General features: G+C 38.5%; 19 protein-coding genes and 1 pseudogene. 16 read left to right on the top strand and 4 right to left on the bottom strand.

From position 1 onward, the window contains the following. Positions 1-13 precede the first annotated feature (13 nt). The 11 genes from kdpC to LJY09_RS15390 all read left to right on the top strand — a co-directional run bounded on the left by kdpC (position 14) and on the right by LJY09_RS15390 (position 8886). Positions 14-580, top strand: a complete 567-nt coding sequence (gene kdpC, locus LJY09_RS15440) for a potassium-transporting ATPase subunit KdpC (protein WP_154973704.1) — start codon at positions 14-16, stop codon at positions 578-580. A gap of 53 nt (positions 581-633) precedes the next feature. Continuing rightward, positions 634-1782 carry a KdpD-like non-kinase potassium sensor gene (kdpDN, locus tag LJY09_RS15435; RefSeq protein WP_099000321.1) on the top strand — a complete coding sequence of 383 codons (1149 nt, stop codon included), beginning with the start codon at positions 634-636 and terminating at the stop codon, positions 1780-1782. Between the two features lie 29 nt (positions 1783-1811). Then, entirely contained in the window at positions 1812-2246 is a 435-nt protein-coding gene (locus LJY09_RS15430) for a CBS domain-containing protein (protein WP_099000320.1), read from the top strand. Positions 2247-2500: 254 nt separating this feature from the next. Further along, a complete protein-coding gene (gene lepB, locus LJY09_RS15425; RefSeq protein ID WP_028412768.1) occupies positions 2501-3055 on the top strand; it encodes a signal peptidase I in 555 nt (184 codons plus the stop codon). A gap of 82 nt (positions 3056-3137) precedes the next feature. Next, positions 3138-4241, top strand: a complete 1104-nt coding sequence (locus tag LJY09_RS15420; protein ID WP_223546159.1) for an oxidoreductase — start codon at positions 3138-3140, stop codon at positions 4239-4241. 249 nt (positions 4242-4490) lie between these two features. Then, positions 4491-5378 (top strand): sulfite exporter TauE/SafE family protein, encoded by an 888-nt coding sequence (locus tag LJY09_RS15415; RefSeq protein ID WP_028412770.1) that lies wholly within the window; start codon positions 4491-4493, stop codon positions 5376-5378. Between the two features lie 461 nt (positions 5379-5839). Next, the gene (locus LJY09_RS15410; RefSeq protein WP_013083806.1) at positions 5840-6301 is read left to right on the top strand and encodes a hypothetical protein; all 462 of its coding nucleotides are present in this window, start codon (positions 5840-5842) and stop codon (positions 6299-6301) included. Positions 6302-6416: 115 nt separating this feature from the next. Beyond that, positions 6417-6875, top strand: a complete 459-nt coding sequence (locus LJY09_RS15405) for a hypothetical protein (RefSeq protein ID WP_028412771.1) — start codon at positions 6417-6419, stop codon at positions 6873-6875. After that, positions 6875-7195, top strand: coding sequence for a hypothetical protein (locus LJY09_RS15400; RefSeq protein WP_028412772.1), 321 nt, complete (start codon positions 6875-6877; stop codon positions 7193-7195). Before LJY09_RS15405 ends, LJY09_RS15400 begins: the two co-directional genes overlap by 1 nt. Further along, the gene (locus LJY09_RS15395; protein ID WP_098113294.1) at positions 7195-8454 is read left to right on the top strand and encodes a glutathionylspermidine synthase family protein; all 1260 of its coding nucleotides are present in this window, start codon (positions 7195-7197) and stop codon (positions 8452-8454) included. The genes LJY09_RS15400 and LJY09_RS15395 overlap by 1 nt, the downstream gene beginning before the upstream one ends. Positions 8455-8469: 15 nt before the next feature. Then, positions 8470-8886, top strand: a complete 417-nt coding sequence (locus LJY09_RS15390; RefSeq protein WP_034327662.1) for a DUF350 domain-containing protein — start codon at positions 8470-8472, stop codon at positions 8884-8886. A gap of 18 nt (positions 8887-8904) precedes the next feature. Here LJY09_RS15390 and LJY09_RS15385 read toward each other — a convergent pair whose 3' ends face one another. Next, the gene (locus tag LJY09_RS15385; protein ID WP_165351762.1) at positions 8905-9051 is read right to left on the bottom strand and encodes a hypothetical protein; all 147 of its coding nucleotides are present in this window, start codon (positions 9049-9051) and stop codon (positions 8905-8907) included. Between the two features lie 189 nt (positions 9052-9240). Between LJY09_RS15385 and LJY09_RS15380 the strand changes: the two genes are divergently transcribed. Continuing rightward, on the top strand, positions 9241-9666 hold the full coding sequence (locus LJY09_RS15380; RefSeq protein WP_033580617.1) for a DUF6843 domain-containing protein: 426 nt from the start codon (positions 9241-9243) through the stop codon (positions 9664-9666). Between the two features lie 41 nt (positions 9667-9707). On the opposite strand, the gene LJY09_RS15375 is transcribed toward LJY09_RS15380, so the two are convergent. Further along, positions 9708-10160: a hypothetical protein gene (locus LJY09_RS15375; RefSeq protein ID WP_028412776.1), complete on the bottom strand. Its 453-nt coding sequence runs from the start codon at positions 10158-10160 to the stop codon at positions 9708-9710. Positions 10161-10332: 172 nt separating this feature from the next. Here LJY09_RS15375 and LJY09_RS15370 point away from each other — a divergent pair, with 172 nt between their 5' ends. Next, the gene (locus LJY09_RS15370) at positions 10333-11670 is read left to right on the top strand and encodes a sodium-dependent transporter (RefSeq protein ID WP_028412777.1); all 1338 of its coding nucleotides are present in this window, start codon (positions 10333-10335) and stop codon (positions 11668-11670) included. Between the two features lie 304 nt (positions 11671-11974). Then, positions 11975-12376, top strand: a complete 402-nt coding sequence (locus LJY09_RS15365) for a hypothetical protein (protein WP_224980258.1) — start codon at positions 11975-11977, stop codon at positions 12374-12376. A gap of 217 nt (positions 12377-12593) precedes the next feature. On the opposite strand, the pseudogene LJY09_RS15360 reads toward LJY09_RS15365, so the two are convergent. Continuing rightward, a pseudogene (locus LJY09_RS15360) lies at positions 12594-14118 on the bottom strand (catalase); the annotation flags it as partial. A gap of 453 nt (positions 14119-14571) precedes the next feature. On the opposite strand from LJY09_RS15360, the gene LJY09_RS15355 reads away from it, so the two are divergent. Further along, complete coding sequence (locus LJY09_RS15355) at positions 14572-15747, top strand: C40 family peptidase (protein WP_155010029.1); 1176 nt, start codon at positions 14572-14574, stop codon at positions 15745-15747. A gap of 124 nt (positions 15748-15871) precedes the next feature. After that, positions 15872-16186, top strand: a complete 315-nt coding sequence (locus tag LJY09_RS15350) for an MTH1187 family thiamine-binding protein (RefSeq protein ID WP_013057706.1) — start codon at positions 15872-15874, stop codon at positions 16184-16186. Positions 16187-16250: 64 nt separating this feature from the next. Here LJY09_RS15350 and LJY09_RS15345 read toward each other — a convergent pair whose 3' ends face one another. Continuing rightward, the gene (locus LJY09_RS15345) at positions 16251-17834 is read right to left on the bottom strand and encodes a PucR family transcriptional regulator (RefSeq protein ID WP_028412781.1); all 1584 of its coding nucleotides are present in this window, start codon (positions 17832-17834) and stop codon (positions 16251-16253) included. Positions 17835-17968: the final 134 nt, after the last annotated feature.

Raw genomic sequence — 17968 nt, 5'->3', positions numbered from 1 at the left:
AGGAGAAGAAACGATGATACAAACAGAACGAACGGGAAGCATTATTGTTCGCTTAACGATTATGATGATGATACTTTGTGGTCTTATTTATCCTGTTATGATGACAGGTATTGCTCAAACAGCTGTTCCAAGTAAAGCAAACGGCAGCCTAATCTATTCAAACAATCATCAAGTTATCGGTTCTAAGCTGATTGGGCAGCAGTTTACAAGCAATGCATTTTTTCACGGCAGAGTTTCTAGTATTGATTATAACGGGGCAGGGTCTGGCTCGTTGAATTTAGCACCTTCAAATAAAGACCTTACGAATCGTATCGAGAAATCCGTAGCGGCGTGGAAAAAAGAAAACGAGGTACCAAAAGAAGGGATTCCGATTGATGCCGTCACGAATTCGGCTTCTGGACTCGATCCGGATATTACGCCACAAGCTGCATATGCACAAGTAGAGCGCGTGGCAAAAGCAGCCCATATTAAAACCCAGACGCTAAAAGAGTTAATCAAAGAACATACTCAGCAAGGGGCTTTTGGTGAAAAACGAGTAAATGTAGTAGAGCTAAATTTAGCTGTTCAACGAGAACGCTAATTACACGCACTCGCTTCATGCACTGAAGCGAGTGTGATAAAGGAGCACGAACAATGAAAGAAAAAGAAGCTCATCCATACTTTCGAAGAAAAACTCCGGAAGAACTATTGCGTGAACTTCATGATCAGAAGCGCGGAAAGCTTAAACTCTACATCGGTGCCGCACCGGGAGTAGGGAAGACTTATAAAATGCTTCAAGATGCGCATGACTTAGTCAAAGAAGGCGTAGATGTCGTAGTTGGATATGTAGAAACACACGGCAGGAATGAGACTAAGGCGATGATTGGAAATCTAGAAGTAATCCAAAGAGAAACCGTTTTTTATAAAGGAAAAGAATTACAAGAACTTGATTTACTGGCGATTGTAAGAAGGCGGCCAAAAGTTGTCCTTATCGATGAACTCGCTCATACAAATGTACCGACAAGCCGCCATAAAAAACGTTTTGAAGATGTTTCTTACCTGCTCAACCAAGGTATTTCAGTTATGTCAGCAATGAACATTCAGCATATGGAAAGCGTACATGACCTCGTATATGCTGTTACCCAAGTAAAAGTTCGTGAAACGGTGCCAGATTTATTTATTCAGCAAGCAGATGAAATTCAACTTGTCGACGTTACACCGGAACAGCTGCAAAAGCGTCTTCGTGAAGGCAAAATATACGAAGTCCATAAAATTGAACAAAGCCTGCAGTCTTTTTTTAAGCTCGCAAATCTCCATGCCCTTCGTGAATTAACGCTCAGAGAAATAGCGGATGAAGTGGACGGTAAGCTCATTCATTCCCATGAAATTGGTGTAACAGGTATTTGCGAACGCATTTTAGTGTGCATTCAATACAGTGAAACAGCTGAAAAATTGATTCGAAGAGGCTGGAGAATGGCGAACCGATTGAAAGCAGATTTGCTGCTGCTCCATGTTTTTAAAGGCGATCAGACTGAGAGGGAGAAAACACAAATCAAACAGTGGCAGGCATTCGCTGACCGTTTCCACGCATCGCTAATTGTTGAAGAAGCTAAAAAGCAAAAACCAGCTGCAGTGATTGTGAACGTAGCCAAGCAGTATCGCGTTACTCAAATCTTACTAGGGCAATCAGCGAGGACAAGATGGGAAGAGATTCGAAAAGGCTCTATTGTGAATACAATTATGCGACAGACTCATAACATCGATATTCATATTGTTTCAGATTCAGCAAAACAACAAAAATAAAATGCATATATAACAAAAGGAGAATATGAGTGAATATTGCGTTCTTTTTACTTCCTAAAAAAGAAGTGGTTACCCTATCGACACGGTCAACAATCCGTCAAGCATTGGAGAAAATGGAGTATCATCGCTACTCTTCTGTGCCGCTTATTAATCAAAAAGGAGAATATGTAGGGACTTTGACAGAAGGAGACTTGTTATGGAAGCTAAAAAGCTTAGAACATATAGAACTCCATGAGTTAGAACACCTACGAATTGAGGAGGTTCCAAGACATCGCGATTACGAAGCTATCACCATTAACGACGAAATGGAAAGTATTTTGTCACGCGCGTCTGAACAAAATTTTGTGCCAGTTGTAGATGATCAAAACATTTTTATTGGACTCGTGCGGCGAAGAGAGATTATAGAGTATTGTATCTCCCAAATTTTTATACATGGAGAAACGCCTTTAAATGTGAAGATTTAGTTAAGTTTGCGTAAAAAACATAATTTTTACATAAAAGGTAGTCTTTTTTTATATAATTAATGTTATAATAAGAGATGTAAAGACGAAACTTGCGTAATGTAAGCCTCTAACATTTGTTAGAGGTTCTTTTTTTACATAACATAAAACATTTGATTTCAGTTCTTTCTATGGTTAAGTTAGAATAAGTGTTAAAGTAAGAGGTTTCTTGCTTTTTTACATAAGAAAAGTGAGCTGTACAAAGGAGACAAAGCATATTGACTACGGAAAAAACAAAAAGCGATCAATTACGCAGCATATTCAAAACTATTATCTTCGCTATCGCTCTAGTATTTATGATTCGCGCATTTTTATTTTCTCCGTATATTGTAGAAGGCGCTTCAATGAACCCAACGCTGCATAACGGAGAGCGGTTGTTCGTGAATAAACTGTCGTATTCGCTCCATGATATTCGCCGCGGAGATATTGTGATTATTAAAGATGAGGCTAAGAATAAGCATTATGTAAAAAGAGTAATCGGTCTGCCAGGTGAAAAAATCGAAATGAAAAAAGATCAGCTTTATATTGATGATAAAAAAGTAAGTGAACCTTATTTAAAAACGAATCGTCAAATTGCCAACAACATGGATATGGAGCTTACGGGAGATTTTGAACCCGTACAAATACCTAAAAACGAAGTATTTGTAATGGGTGACAACCGTCTGTACAGTATGGATAGCCGCAACGGTCTAGGTCTTATTGATGAAAAACGAATTGTCGGAAAAAGCGAATTTGTATTTTATCCGGTCAAAAAAATAAGAAAAACAACGTAAAAAGAAATGCCGATAAAGGTATTTCTTTTTTTATGCCTATGTCTACTCCGCTTATAGATGGGCAAGCTAAGGGAAAAAAGGTGTGAATCAATTGAAGACGGCCTATGAAAAGTTATTTAAACATTTTAAATTTGTTGATGCTCTTGAGATGAAAAACCGATTAGCAATGGGACCTATACTCACATACGCTTCACGAGAAAACGGGGAAATATCCGATATCGATCTGACTTTTTACGAAAAACGAGTAGGGGGCGTCAGTACGGTAATTATCGGCCCCGCGTTTATCACAGAAAATGGCCAAGTAGCACATGGTCAAATCGGAATTCATCGTGATCAGGTCATACGAAAGCTTCATCAACTAACCCAAATGATTCATAGAAGAGGAGCTAAAGCGATTCTTCAACTATCGCACGGGGGAAGAAAGTGCGTAGAAATGGAAAGTAAGTGGCAAGCAATTAGCCCTAGTGAAAAGCCTCACAAACGTAAAGGAAAAAAGCCTGTTCAAATGACCGAGCGCGATATAACTTATATTGTTCAAGCGTTTGGCGAAGCTACCACAAGAGCTATGGAAGCAGGGTTTGATGGAGTGGAAATTGACGGAGGAAATGAATGTTTACTGCAGCAGTTTACGTCAAGGCAAGCCAATGAACGAAGTGATTCTTATGGAGGAAGCGCAGAAAACCGCTTCACTTTTGCACTTGAAGTTATTCGTGAAGTGACGCGTCGAGCAGCACATGCGGGCAAACCATTTATTGTGGGATATACATTAGCGCCCAAAGAAAAAGGCTATTTAGGAAATAAAGTGGAAGATACATTTGAGTGGATTGATCGTCTTGTTCATACAGAAATTGATTATTTACATATCAGTGCTTTGCATGAACCTACCTCAAAAAGGGAAGAAAATCATTCACTGCTTTCTTCGATCATTAAGCACGTCAATTACCGGGTCCCTCTTGTGGGTACAGGAGGACTTACGGCAACGGAAGTCGCAGAAGCTTTTGAGCAAGGTCTGGCTTTAATTACGATTGAACAAGCGTTAGTTGTACAGCCAGATTGGGTAGAAAAAGTGATAAATAGCGATGAGCCTACTTCTATGGATGTGACGTCATTAGATAAAGATGTGAGTTTACCACCTGAAGTGCTAGCTCACTGGCAAGACATGCATAAAAATGACCGCCCTTATTAAGTGAGCGGTCGTTTTTATGTTGTTGACTTAACAAGAAGAATTTTATTTTACTGATACTATAACCAAGCAGCATACATAGACTAAAAGAAAAACTAAAAACACAGTTGACTTCTAGGAATAGTTAGGATTACAATATAAACAACTTATTTATAAAACGGACAGCTGATCGGACATACCGAAGGCTTCTAGCAAACAACTGTTGGAGGCCTTTTTGTGCTCTCTAACAGAAGATTAAAGTGGAGGGACAACATGAAAAAGTTAATTACGTTTGCACTTATTGGCTTTTTAGCTCAGTTAATTGACGGATCACTTGGAATGGCGTACGGGGTGACATCAACTACCCTACTTTTAACGTTTGGAATTGCACCAGCTGTGGCTTCGGCATCTGTTCACTTGGCAGAAGTTGTAACAACAGCAGCGTCTGGTGTTTCACATATTAAATTTGGCAACGTAGATAAATCGATGGTTTTAAAACTGATTATTCCTGGTTCCATCGGGGCTTTTGTAGGAGCCTGCTTTCTAAGTAATTTACCTGGAGATGCAGTAAGACCTTACGTTTCAACATTCTTATTGCTCCTAGGAGTTTATGTGTTATTTCGCTTTTTATTTACGTTGAAAACAAACGAAGAAAAGAGCACCAAACCTTTATCGACGAAGCAGTCCATTCCGTTAGGATTAATTGCTGGATTTGCTGATGCTACAGGAGGAGGCGGCTGGGGGCCGATTGCAACGCCTGTATTGCTAGCTAAAAAAGGCACAACAGCACGGAAAGTCGTTGGAACCGTTGATACAAGTGAATTTGCTATTGCCGTCTCGGCTACACTTGGCTTTTTAATTTCTCTTGGCTGGGAGCAGGTAAACTGGTTCTGGGTAGGCGCTCTTATGATTGGCGGAATTATCGCGGCTCCGATTGCTGCATGGTTTGTTCGTATTATCCCGGCTCACTTGCTTGGTTCGCTTGTTGGTGGGTTTATCATTTTAACAAATGCTCGAACACTCTTAAATACATGGGTATCAAGCAGCTCAACGCAGATAGCTGTATACGCATTTATCCTTATTGTATGGGCAGCAGCAATCGTTTACTCATTTTTACAAGGGAAAAAATATAATCAAAATCGAAACGTAGAAGTTTCGTAATAAAAGGATGGAATAAAAATAGCTTAGTTAAAGAAAGATCTGAACGTGTTTGATTCTGTATAGAGAATCAAATGTGTTCAGATTTTTTTATGGTTAGAGTGAAGGCAGTTTCATGTATGTAGTGGCCTCTAGCTGTTGGCCGGAGGGCAAGGCGAGGACTTACGCGTAAAAAGCGGAACATGTGAGACACGGCAAAAGTGGTCGCCCTCGGAAAACGAAGCCTTGCACGGAAGTCAACAACGGTGTAACAAGGGAGCATACTAGCGTATTTATCTCATGCTCGTCTTTAGATTGGGATGATTTTGTTATGTCTCAATCTCTTTTAGTATCTGAATACCGTAAAATAGACGAGCGTAGATATTTTTTTTGCGTCTTATGATACAATAGACGAGTTCATTCATGAGTGGGAATACTTTCTAACACATATAAAATTCATTGAATCGTCGAGGTGTGAAGAGTAAGTGGTCTATTTTATTTTAGTATTAGTAGCAGCTATCGAAGTAATTGTCTTGTTGATTAATCGACCTGTATTTGCAAACATTCCGTATGTGCAAGTATATATTGTTCCTTTGTTAATAGTAATTGTCATAACGATGTTACTTTCGCGAAATCCAAAGAGGTTTATGCGGTGGTTTAAACAAGGGCTTATTACGATTTCAGTCGTTGTACTTGTATTCGTACCGGTTCTCTATGCCAAAAATCTCCCGCTGTATGGTTATAATGAAGCAAAAAAAATGCTTGCGCAAAGAGAACAGCTCTTGCTAAGTCAGTTCCAAAAAGGAAAATACGTATATCCAGCAAAAGACAGCCCTAAAAAATACAGGTATCTATTCAAAGTTAATCGTGGAAACGGCATGCTTGAATATGTATTCGACCCATACACAGGCGGTTATGAAGTTGTGACAGATGTGATAAAAAAATAAAGGTTTAGCTTATTTAAAGCTAAGCCTTTTAATATGAGAAAAATTGAAACTTTTTGAAAATCTGTGCGTATTTATTAAAGAACGTTCACAAAAAAGTCACAAAAGGAGTTGCACAATGGCAAAGTTAGAATACCGACTGCTAAAGCCTGACGATACGTTTGTATCTATTTATCACTATCAGTCTATTGAACTTGAACAAATTTTAGCAAGAAGAGAATGCGAATTTTTTGTTAAAGAAGGAGTAACGTATAAACAAACTTCATCTGCAGTCGAAGATGATATCCATATTGTTTATGTAAAAGAACATGAAAATGGACCGAAAGAGCAAGCAGAAGATGATCACAGAGAGATTACGTTAGAAGTCCGCGAATTAAATTCTCTTCGAGGACATCCAGTTTTATTCGTCTCTTCATTTTATACGCATTTGGACGTATTAAGCTATATCGGAACAGTTTATACATACTATAATGGATGGGAATGGGAAAGAGACTCTGCGGAAATTGATGAAGATCGCAGCGTATACAGTTTATATGTAACAAAAACAGGCGTAACGTATGAAAGGGGAAAGGCGTAATGTCCAAAACAAAAAAAATGATGGCGGGGGTTTTGACCACTGCTTTAATGACATCGCTCGTTGCCTGTGGTTCAACTGATCAGGCAAGACCGGCTAAACCGAAAGATAAATCGTGCGACAAGTGGAAATGGGATGAAGATACGAAAACGTACTACTGTTCAGATTCTTCTTCTTCGCACAGCGGTTCATATTATCACGGAGGGCGCTACTACGGGTCTAAAAAACAGCTGACCTCATCGTCGTCCTATAAGTCATTTAAATCAAGCAGCTCGTATAAATCTGGAATTGGGAGCGGCTCTAAAGGCGGTTTTGGCGGGTAATGCATAAAGAAAAGCGAGAAATGTTTTATAAAGAAATTCAAGATTTTTGGTACGACTTATATGGAACAGAGTATGCTCTTTATGACGTACATATGGAGTCTTCTCACATCATTCATTCTATTAAAGAAGCAGCAAATCAAATCGGGGAACTATTTTTTAAAACGGCACCTTTACTTCGTTCATTAGATGATCAGACGCTTCTTTCTTTAGGATTTCCAAAAGCCAGTTTACCGTACCTGCGACTGAAAACGATGGAAACAGAAAGTGTTATTTCACGCCTTGATTTTGCTGTTACGGCTGATCAAATCAAGCTTTTAGAACTAAATGCGGATACGCCTACATTCATCAAAGAATTATTTCATGTAAATGAGTTAGTCTGTCGGCATTTTCAGGTTCAAAACCCTAATAAGCTTGAAGAAAAAAAGCTTGCTTTAGCATTAAAACACGCCATTTTTGAAGCTTATAACGAGCTCGATAGAACGAACTATCCAAACGTCGTTTTTTCTTCTCATGATACACATGAAGAAGATAAGCTAACCACTCTTTATTTAATGAAGCTAGCCCGTGTAGATGCTACATACGTTCCGTTATCGCAGCTTCGAATTGTCCCTGCCTCTACAGTTGAAGAAGGTGAACATATAGAAGCGGGCGTGTATGATCAACATGGACAAAAAATAGACGTACTCTATCGCCAAACTTATCCGTTTGAACATTTAATTGAAGATGAAGATCCGAGTACGCATGAAAAAGTCGGACACATGCTTTTAACATTGGCACAGCAAAAACAAGTAGCCATAATCAATCCGCCTTCTGCATTTTTACTGCAGTCTAAAGCCGTGCAAGCACTCATTTGGGCTTTGTATGAACAACATCATCCTTTCTTCACTAAAGAAGAGCATCACATTATTGAAACATACTTTTTACCAACGTATTTAGAAGAAGATCCATTTATTGAAAGAAAACAAGCATTTGTGAAGAAACCATCGTTTGGTCGTGAGGGAGATACCGTTGAAATTTATAATGAAGACGGAATCAAAATAGACGAAGATCAGCATAAGACATATCAAGAATACACGGCTGTATATCAACAGTTTATTCCTTTGCCAACTGCAAAAATGAAGACGCAAACGAAAACAGTAGAGGCTCATATCATGTACGGGTGCTTTTTATTAAATGGAAAAGCAAGTGCAGTAGGAATTCGAGCTGGAAATCAAATTACAGATAACGAATCGTATTATTTGCCGATTGGATTAAAATGAAAAGGGGAACTAAAAATGACACAATGGATTGATTGGGCTAGTATAGGGAGTTTTTTATCTCACGTAGCGGTAGGATTAGTGCTATTATTTATCGGAGTAATCGTATTTGAATTAACAACAAAATTTAATGATCGTGAACTCATAAAAAAAGGAAATGTCGCAGTCGCTTTGAAGTTATGGGGAAAAGGAATTGGGCTTGCTATTGTCATTTTCACTGTGTGGAGCAACAGCTTAAATTTGGTAGATGCAACTCTTTGGGGAGTAGTAGGTATCATTACTCAAGTAGTGACATATTGGATTATTGAATTTATTATGACGCCTAAAACGAGCCTAGCCAAAAAAGTAGAAGAAGGAAATGTAGCGGTTGGAGTAACTCTTTTTGCAGCATCGATAGCCGTTGGCCTTATTGTCGCTGGAAGCTTAACATATTAAAAGGAGGCGATTCCTGTTTTACGGGGAATCGCTTTTTTTATGTCCAGATTGCTCGTGTTCACTTAGTAATAATATACGTGTATTTTCACGGTCGGCACGAACAATTTTTTGCTGTGTGTAAAGCGGAATGACAAAGAGCAAAATAAATAAAAAAACATAGCTCATTTTTGTTATCCTCCCATATAAATTGTAAACGCCTGCTAATAGTGTGTGACAAACAATACGTAAATATAGCATATTTGACTGGATAAACTGGGAAAAATTGAGGGGTGCAAAAAGAATATAATCTTACCTTCAACAAAAACTAAAAGCAGTATAGAGACACGTCTTTTATTAAGAAAGGAGTTGGGAAAAGTGAAAAGGTGGCTCATTTTGTTTTTATTGATCGTAATCGCATCTGGATGTGGACGTCCAGATGAAACGTCTCAACCGAGCATTTTCCTTATACCAGAAGGGTACAAAGGATGGGTTATGGTCGAATATGATAAAGATAACGGAAATCCTAGCAAGACAGAAGGAGACTACACTGTATTTAAAGTAAACGAGCAGGGAGTCGGGAAAACCAAAACGCTTTTAAGCGGCGGCGGCTGGGCAAGAAATAAATATTTCTATGTAAATAAAAATGGAGAGCGAAAGCAATTGAAGCAAGGGAAGATGATTCATGGCACGACTCAAGGTAACAAAAATCATACGGTAACCTACTTTTTCGTCGGCACCGCAAAAGAGTTCGACAAGGCCGGGGACTATCGAAGAAAACTTACCGAAGAAAGTTCTTCGTAAAAAAGAAACGCTGCCTCTTTGGCAACGTTTCTTTTCTATCTTCATTTGAATGTGCAAAAGACGGTGTCTTTTAAACGTTGAATTTCGTTTAGTGCTTCTTCCTGCTTATGAATTACCCAATCTGGCAATGAGTGTTCAACCGACAGCTCGTCGAAACAAGCCCCGCATGTTTTAACTTCAATATAAGATTCAATATATTGAAGGTGATCTAAGTTATAAGCCCAAAGTCGACGTTCAGGGCAGATTGTTTCCAAGTAAAGCGGAAGCTGAAAAAAAGGATCTACTGCTTCAGAAAGTTCTAACGGTCCTTGGCCCTCAGCGCTGATGACGTCTAGATAACCACAGTGAGGACACGTGCATGAGTGCGTTGACCCGCTCAATTTTTTATCCAGTTTTACAACTCGCGCACATAGTTCACAGTTTGGACATTTTACTAAGATAAAGTCAAGGAACTTATCTAAAAATTGCTGCTGTATTACTTGTTGATTTGTCATTTTTTGTACCTCTAACTGTCAAACTTTTTTTAGTTACGAAAATAAATCATGAAACCTACATACTATTCATAACACATGATGGGGGTTAAAACAACAAAAACCCTTTTCGACAGCAGGGTTGTGTGATATAGTATGACAAATCAGAATAAATAAAGAAAAATGGTGAGAAAACATGAGTCAAAACGAACAATGGACATCAAAACTCGGCTTTATCTTGGCATCCGCCGGTTCAGCAATTGGAATCGGAGCCATTTGGAAACTTCCTTATGTAGCCGGAACAAGCGGAGGAGGGGCCTTTTTTTTACTGTTTATCTTGTTTACAGCAATTATTGGTTTGCCGCTTTTGCTTGCTGAATTTGTACTAGGTAGACATACACAAAAAGAAGCAATTCGTGCTTATGATGCAGTTGCTCCCGGTTCTCTTTGGAAAGGAATCGGGTATTTAGGCGTGATTACATGCTTCATTTTATTATCTTTCTATAGTGTAGTAGGAGGATGGATTTTACAATATATTTTTGCAAGCGTCACGGGTCAGCTCAATGGAGTAAGTGACTACGGGAGTTTATTTAACTCCACCATTGCTAATCCAACAAATGCTGTTATCTCTCAATTTGTTTTTCTTCTTTTAACAATTGTTGTAGTAGCAAGAGGTATTCAAAATGGTATTGAAAAAGCAAACAAAATTTTAATGCCTGCTCTCTTTATTTTATTTATTATTATTATTATTCGTTCTTTAACATTAGACGGAGCGATGGAAGGCGTATCTTTCTTTTTGTATCCAGATTTTTCAAAGCTTACCTCCCAAACCATTTTGTTTGCAATGGGACAAGCATTCTTTTCGCTTAGCGTAGGCGTTTCGGTTATGGTTACGTACAGTTCGTATCTGTCCAAACAGCAAAACTTGCCAAAATCGGCTATTTCAATTTCAGCGTTAAATATTTTGATTTCTTTACTAGCAGGTTTGGCAATTTTCCCTGCAGTCTTTTCAATGGGCGTAAAGCCGACGGAAGGACCAGGTCTTTTATTTATTGTATTGCCTTCTATTTTTGAACAGCTTCCGTTCGGAATTGTGTTTCAAACTTTCTTTTTGGCGCTGTTTTTATTTGCTACTTTAACATCTGCGTTTTCGATGTTAGAAATTATTGTTGCTTCATTAGCCAAAGGAGAGCAGCATAAGCGCATAAAGCTATCTTGGATTTCGGGCTTACTAATCTTTGTGGTAGGAATACCTTCAGCACTATCGTATGGTTTATTAAGTGACGTATCGATCTTTGGAAAAAGCATCTTTGACGCTTTTGATTTTCTTGTAAGTAATATCCTTATGCCTCTCGGTGCTCTTTTAATTGCCATCTTTGTTCCTTGGAAGATGAAAAAAGATGTGTTAATTGAAGAGTTTAAGCATGGTTCGACGAATGTGAAGCGCTGGTTCTCTTTATGGCTTCTTGCTATTCGATACATCGCACCTGTTTTAATTATCATTGTATTTATTAATATGCTAGGCTTTATCTAACGAAAAAACGCTGTTAAAACGCTTGGTTTTAACAGCGTTTTTTTTGGAGGAAAAGGAGGAGTATGATGCTGGATTTCTTGTACGATATGTTTGTAGGAGCAGGGGTATTTATTTTATTATTCGTTCTTTTGCTAGTAGCGAGAACGTCGGGGAAACGCAAGAAATAGGCGGGTATAATTCCCAGTGTAAAAACCCCAAAAAAGACTAACACCACAGAATTAAACTATGATAATATATTATCCTATGAGCATAACCAATGCTCACATATGTTGTGATGAAGCGTTTTTTAGAAAGAGGGATCATCTTGAGTGGAGAAGTTCTTGTCAAGATTTTATCTCAAGCGTATGAACAAAAAAAGACATTACCAATCGTCTCATTCTCGTCTTTTTTTGAACAAAAAAAGGTGGGCTTTCGTTTAAATAACGATGTGTCCGCTGATATCATCTACCATACGCTTACATGTATTCAGAGAAAAACGTGTGTCCAAGATGTGTTAGTGGAAGTACTAAAAGTTGATAGTCCAAACAATGACGGGGCATTTTCTGATTGTGTATATATTTTAGCAAATGGTACAAACCAGCAAGTGAAAGAATGGGTTCAACCCTTACATCCTAAAAGAGTTACACAAGGATATCAGCACGGGACACCCATTGATGCGCCACAGTTAAAAAATGACTACCACGTGTTTGCCGTTACTTGGTCATAAGCGTTTAACCCAAAAAACATCCTGCTGTCGCTGCAGGATGTTTTTTGTTAATAAGGATGGGCGTCTTTTCCTTTTTCATTAGCTTCTTCTACCGCATCAGCAGCTTTGTTGCTTCCTAACGGTGAACCGCCTTCTTTTGGCAATTTCCCATATGTAGGAGTCATTTCTGCTCCCATTTCAATTTCTAAAGAACCATCATCATGCATGAGAAGACCGATACCATTAGCTACTCGATTGCCGTAGTCAAAATCACATTGAGTTAAAAGCTCAATCATCTTTGTTTGAACGGTATGGTGACAGCACTTTAAACCGTCTACTAAGTTTTGAATAAGCTCATCACGTTCCCAGTCTTCTAATAAACGATAGCGTTCACCAGCTTGCTTAAAGTCATTTGTACGGTCAATTTTTTCTTTTTTTACATTCCCTTCAACATAAGGCTGATGAGGTTTTGGATAATCATGCGCTTCTTGAAGACCTCCAAGAGAAGATGGCTCATAATTCACATGCGGGTTCTGACCAGGAGCTGCATCTACATGATAGGCCATTTGACCATCTCGTTGATTTGTTGCTACATGTTTTTTCGGCGCGTTAATAGGCAGTTGCAAGTAGTTTGTTCCCACGCGGTGACGCTGCGTGTCGGAATAAGAAAACGTTCTTCCTTGCAGCATTTTATCATCAGAAAAATCTAGCCCATCCACAAGCACACCCGTACCAAATGCGACTTGCTCCGTTTCAGCAAATACGTTGCTTGGATTTTTATCTAGGACCATTTTACCTACTGGAAGAAATGGAAACTGGTCTTCCGGCCAAATTTTCGTGTCATCAAGCGGATCGAAATCTAGTTCGGAATGCTCTCTGTCTTCCATGACTTGCATACAAAGTTCCCACTCAGGGTAGTTGCCGCTCTCAATCGCTTCATACAAGTCTTGAGTAGCGTGACTGATATTTTTAGCCTGAATTTCCTCTGCTTGTTTTTGGGTCAAATTTTTAATTCCTTGTTTTGGTTCCCAATGGTATTTAACAAGAAAGGCATCGCCATCTTTGTTTACCCACTTATATGTATTAACACCGGAACCTTGCATTTGCCGATAGTTAGCAGGTATTCCCCAAGGTGAAAATAAAAAAGTAATCATATGCATAGCCTCAGGTGTATGAGAAATAAAATCAAAAATACGCTCGGTATCTTGACGGTTTGTCACAGGATCGGGCTTAAAAGCATGAATCAAATCAGGGAATTTAATAGCATCGCGAATAAAAAATATTTTAAGGTTATTTCCTACTAAGTCCCAGTTCCCGTCTTCTGTATAGAACTTTACAGCAAATCCCCTTGGGTCTCGCATCGTTTCTGGAGAGTCCTTTCCATGAGTTACGGTAGAAAATCTGACAAAAACGGGCGTCTGTTTGCCTGCTCCTGAAAAAATTTTTGCGCGGGTATATTTTTCAACGGGCTCGTCCCCAAGTTTTCCGTACGTTTCAAAATATCCATGAGCTCCCGTTCCTCGGGCATGAACAACACGTTCCGGTATACGTTCACGATCAAAATGCGAAAGTTTTTCAATCAGCTGGTAATTTTCAAGAGTAGCAGGTCCTCTGTTGCCTACCGTTCGAGAATTTTGGTTATCACGAATGGGGTGACCTTGACGCGTCGTAAGCGTCTGCTCGTTCTCTCCGTTTGCATAGCGTTTGTCTTCCGAGTCACCTGATCCGCTAACATTTGTACCATGAATGCCTTTATGGCTCATAAAATAATCCTCCTTATTTAAAACATAACCAAGACTATTTTTTTCAGCACGCGCTTTTTTATTCATTAATATGGAAATAATATAAATTTTTAGAAGAAAAGCTGTTTTGCTGAAGAGGGGAACAAATCCACTAAACGAATAATTTTAAAAAAAGTTTCACATTTCAAAAAAAAATAAATTGTTTTTTTTGAAATATAAAGATAATGTTACGGGTGATTTTTTACCTATTATTAGTGTAGGAAAAGGAATAATATTGGAATATATTAGCTTTTTTGTCGAACTTATTAAGTGTTAAACGACAATAAACTACGACAATATACACCATACGGCTGCGCTACTGTCGTTTCCTGTAACATAAATGTAATATTAGTGATGTTATTTTGTAATAATGTGTTGTTACAATGTAAACGTCTTATAGATTAGTAGATTATGGCATTGGAGGAACCTTTTTTTATGAAAAAGTTGATATATTCGTTAGCGTTATGTGGATCTTTAACAGTAGTACCTACAATTAGTGAAGCTGCTTTAGGAGATGCTACGCTGCACCCAGGAACAAGTAATTCAGATGTGAAAGAATTACAGCAAAAATTAAAAAACAAAGGTTATTTTACATATGGTACAACAACAAACTATTACGGTTCAATCACGACTAGCGCAGTAAAATCGTTTCAGCGCGCAAATGGTTTATCAGCAGATGGTATTGCAGGTCAAGCTACATTTAATAAACTGCTAGGAAGCGGAAGCTCATCAAGTTCATCAGTTAGCTCAAGCTCATTGCTGCGCGTTGGTTCAACAGGACCAAACGTACAATCTTTACAGCAACAGCTAAAGAATAAAGGCTATTTTAAAGGAACTACAACTCAATACTTCGGTTCAATTACAAAGAATGCAGTAATGGCATTTCAACGTGCAAATGGACTGTCTGTGGATGGAATTGCGGGTCCAGCTACGTTAAGTAAATTAAAAAATGGGGGTTCTAGCGCTTCAACTGGCGGTTCTAGCTCTAGCAGCTCAACTATTTTACGTCAAGGTATGAAAGGTTCAGCAGTAAGCAGCCTTCAGCAAAAACTAAAAAATAAAGGTTACTTCTCAGCTGGTGTAACAGGATACTTTGGCTCAATTACAACAAGTGCAGTAAAATCATTTCAACGTGCAAATGGTTTATTAGTAGACGGAGAAGCGGGTCCGGATACGCTAAATAAATTAAACTCAAGCAGCTCAAGCAGCTCAAAACCTTCAACATCAACAGGAAGCAGCACAAGCTCAAGCTCAGCTTCAAAAGTTATTTCATACGGTAAACGTTTTATGGGAACACCTTATGTTTGGGGCGGAGCTGCGCCTGGAGGATTTGATTGCAGTGGTTACCTTAACTATGTATATCGCAATGCAGTAGGTGTAAGTCTTCCTCGTACAGTTTCTAGTATCTATCAAACTGGTACGCGTGTAAGTTCACCTCAGCCTGGAGATATCGTTTTCTTTGAAACGTACCAACCAGGAGCTAGCCATGCTGGAATTTATATCGGAAACGGTCAATTCATGCATGCAGGTTCTTCAACAGGCGTAACAATCACATCATTAAGCAACTCTTACTGGTCAAAACGTTACTTAGGAGCAAAGCGTTACCTATAAGAGTGTAACAAAAAGGAGTAGTTGCATAACTATTCCTTTTTTCTATGCACCGTAAACGTAAAAGTAGGAAATTTTTGTGTCGTTTGGTATGATAATTGGAGAATAAACAAAAGGAGTGTATAACATGGCTATTGTAGATGTAACCATTATTCCGGTAGGTACGGAAACGCCAAGCGTGAGTCAGTACGTAGCTGATATTCAAAAAGTGCTGGCCAAGCATGAAGATGAAATTACATATCAATTAACCCCTATGAATACATTGATTGAAGGGGAATTAAGCACGCTGCTAAAAATTGTTCAAGAGATGCATGAAGTACCTTTTGAAAATGGTATTCAGCGCGTGTGTACAAATTTACGAATTGATGATCGCCGTGATAAAGAAAATCATACGATGGCTGGGAAATTACAATCAGTACAGTCTAAATTAAAAGCGAAATAAATAATATGCACTACAATAAAAAACGCTTGAGTATCTACTCAGGCGTTTTTTATTGTAGTTATACTTAATTGGCATGCACAAGAGAAAAAATTTGAAAAGCTACGCGCAGCCGAAGGGTTTCCTCTGACGTGTGAATAGGTCTTTTTAGTAACTCTTCGCATTTTTCGATTCGATAGATTACCGTGTTCCGGTGAACGAATAACTGCTTAGCAGTCTCTGAGATTTGGCAATTGGAATTTAGATATGTTTCAAGCGTGTCAAGTAAGATGGAGCGATCTTTCTTATCGTACTGCAGCAAACCTTCTAATGTTTGAGAATAGTAATCCTGTAAATCGTTTGCTGGAAGCAACCTCAGCAGCTCTTTGAACTGTTTTGGCTGATAAAATTGAATAAGCTTTGACTGATCTTTAAAATGGATGGTTTCAAGAGCTTCAACAGCTTCTTTATATGAATCAGCGATTGTAAGTAGGGATTGGCTTTGGTTTCCAATTCCAAATGACATTCGCTTATCATAGTGACGGTAAACAGCTTCCTGCAAGCGATGCAAGCATTCTATAATCATAGGTTGAGAATGAGGTGTAAACAAGAGAATGTAAAGATTGTCATAGAAAAACAAAACGGCCTCTGTAGGACCTGCTGATAACTCATATTGAAGGAGCTCATAGATCATATCATCATCGCTGTAAGGCGTGAATGTAGAATGAATTTTCCCAACGGCGCAAATATAGCTGTTTCCTGCTGATAAGCCCATCATCTGTGCTTGAAAGGAAGCATCCTCAGGCGTTTTATAATAATTGTTAACAAGCTGATTGAAAAAATCGTTTTTTCGTCGCCTTTCAGCTTCATACAAAGCCTGCTGTCTCATCATTTCGAAGGATAAAACGTTTGTCGCTTGTTCAATCGTTAGGAGCGCTGAATCGGATAAAGAAACTTGGTGTTCAATAAATAAATAACTGTACTTTCTCGTATGAGTAGCAATCGGAAAAAGCGTAACGGTTTTTTTTGTGTTCAAAAAGGAAAAGGTTGTATATTTTGACGTTCGTAAAAACAGCTGCTTAGCGCCCGCTACCGCTTCTTCCATTGGGAGCGAAAAAGGTTCGCGTTTGTTTGTGTAAAAGAGTTCATGGCCATGGGTATCAAAAAGGGCAACGTGAGCATTGCATAACGTTTGAATGGATTGCATAATTTTCTCAATGCCTTTTCCTTGTAAGATGTAGGAGGAAAATAGCTGATGTGTGACCATCGCTTGCTGAAGCTCGGCTGTTTTTTTATCTAAAATAAAGCTGAGAGATTCATTAATAACCGCGCCTAACGTTTCGTCCGTTTGGAAATCAATGATTGGAAAGTGAAGTTCATCAGCTAGCTGACAAATAGAAACAGGCACGTGTTCGAAAAAACGCTTCGTTTTTATGGCCAATCCTGCACATTTCTTTTTAGCCATTCCTTCTACAAGTTTTGCTAAGCTTTCTTCATGTTCTTTGAAGTGATAACCCGTTGTAATTAAAAATTCTCCTTCTTTTAAAAAAGATAAAATATCGGGTGCGTCCATCATATTGACGTTATGTACTTTGCGGGTGACCCCTTTTTGTCCGGCTACTACAGATGCTTTCTCATAAATCGGAATGCGTAAAAGAGTTTGTAGTTCCATTATTCATTACTCCTTTTGTTAAAAATTCTCACATTTCCCTGCGCGTATTTTTATCTACCTTCTATTTTATAAGAAAGTTTAGTTAAAATAAATAAAATTTTCAGAAAAAAATGTATAAATTGTTAATGAAGAAG

Origin of the sequence: Priestia sp. J2, assembly GCF_020790095.1 — a bacterium.
In the GTDB taxonomy this organism is placed as follows: domain Bacteria; phylum Bacillota; class Bacilli; order Bacillales; family Bacillaceae_H; genus Priestia; species Priestia zanthoxyli.
Note: the sequence above shows the minus strand (reverse complement) of the source record. Positions and strands in the feature narration are given on the sequence as shown.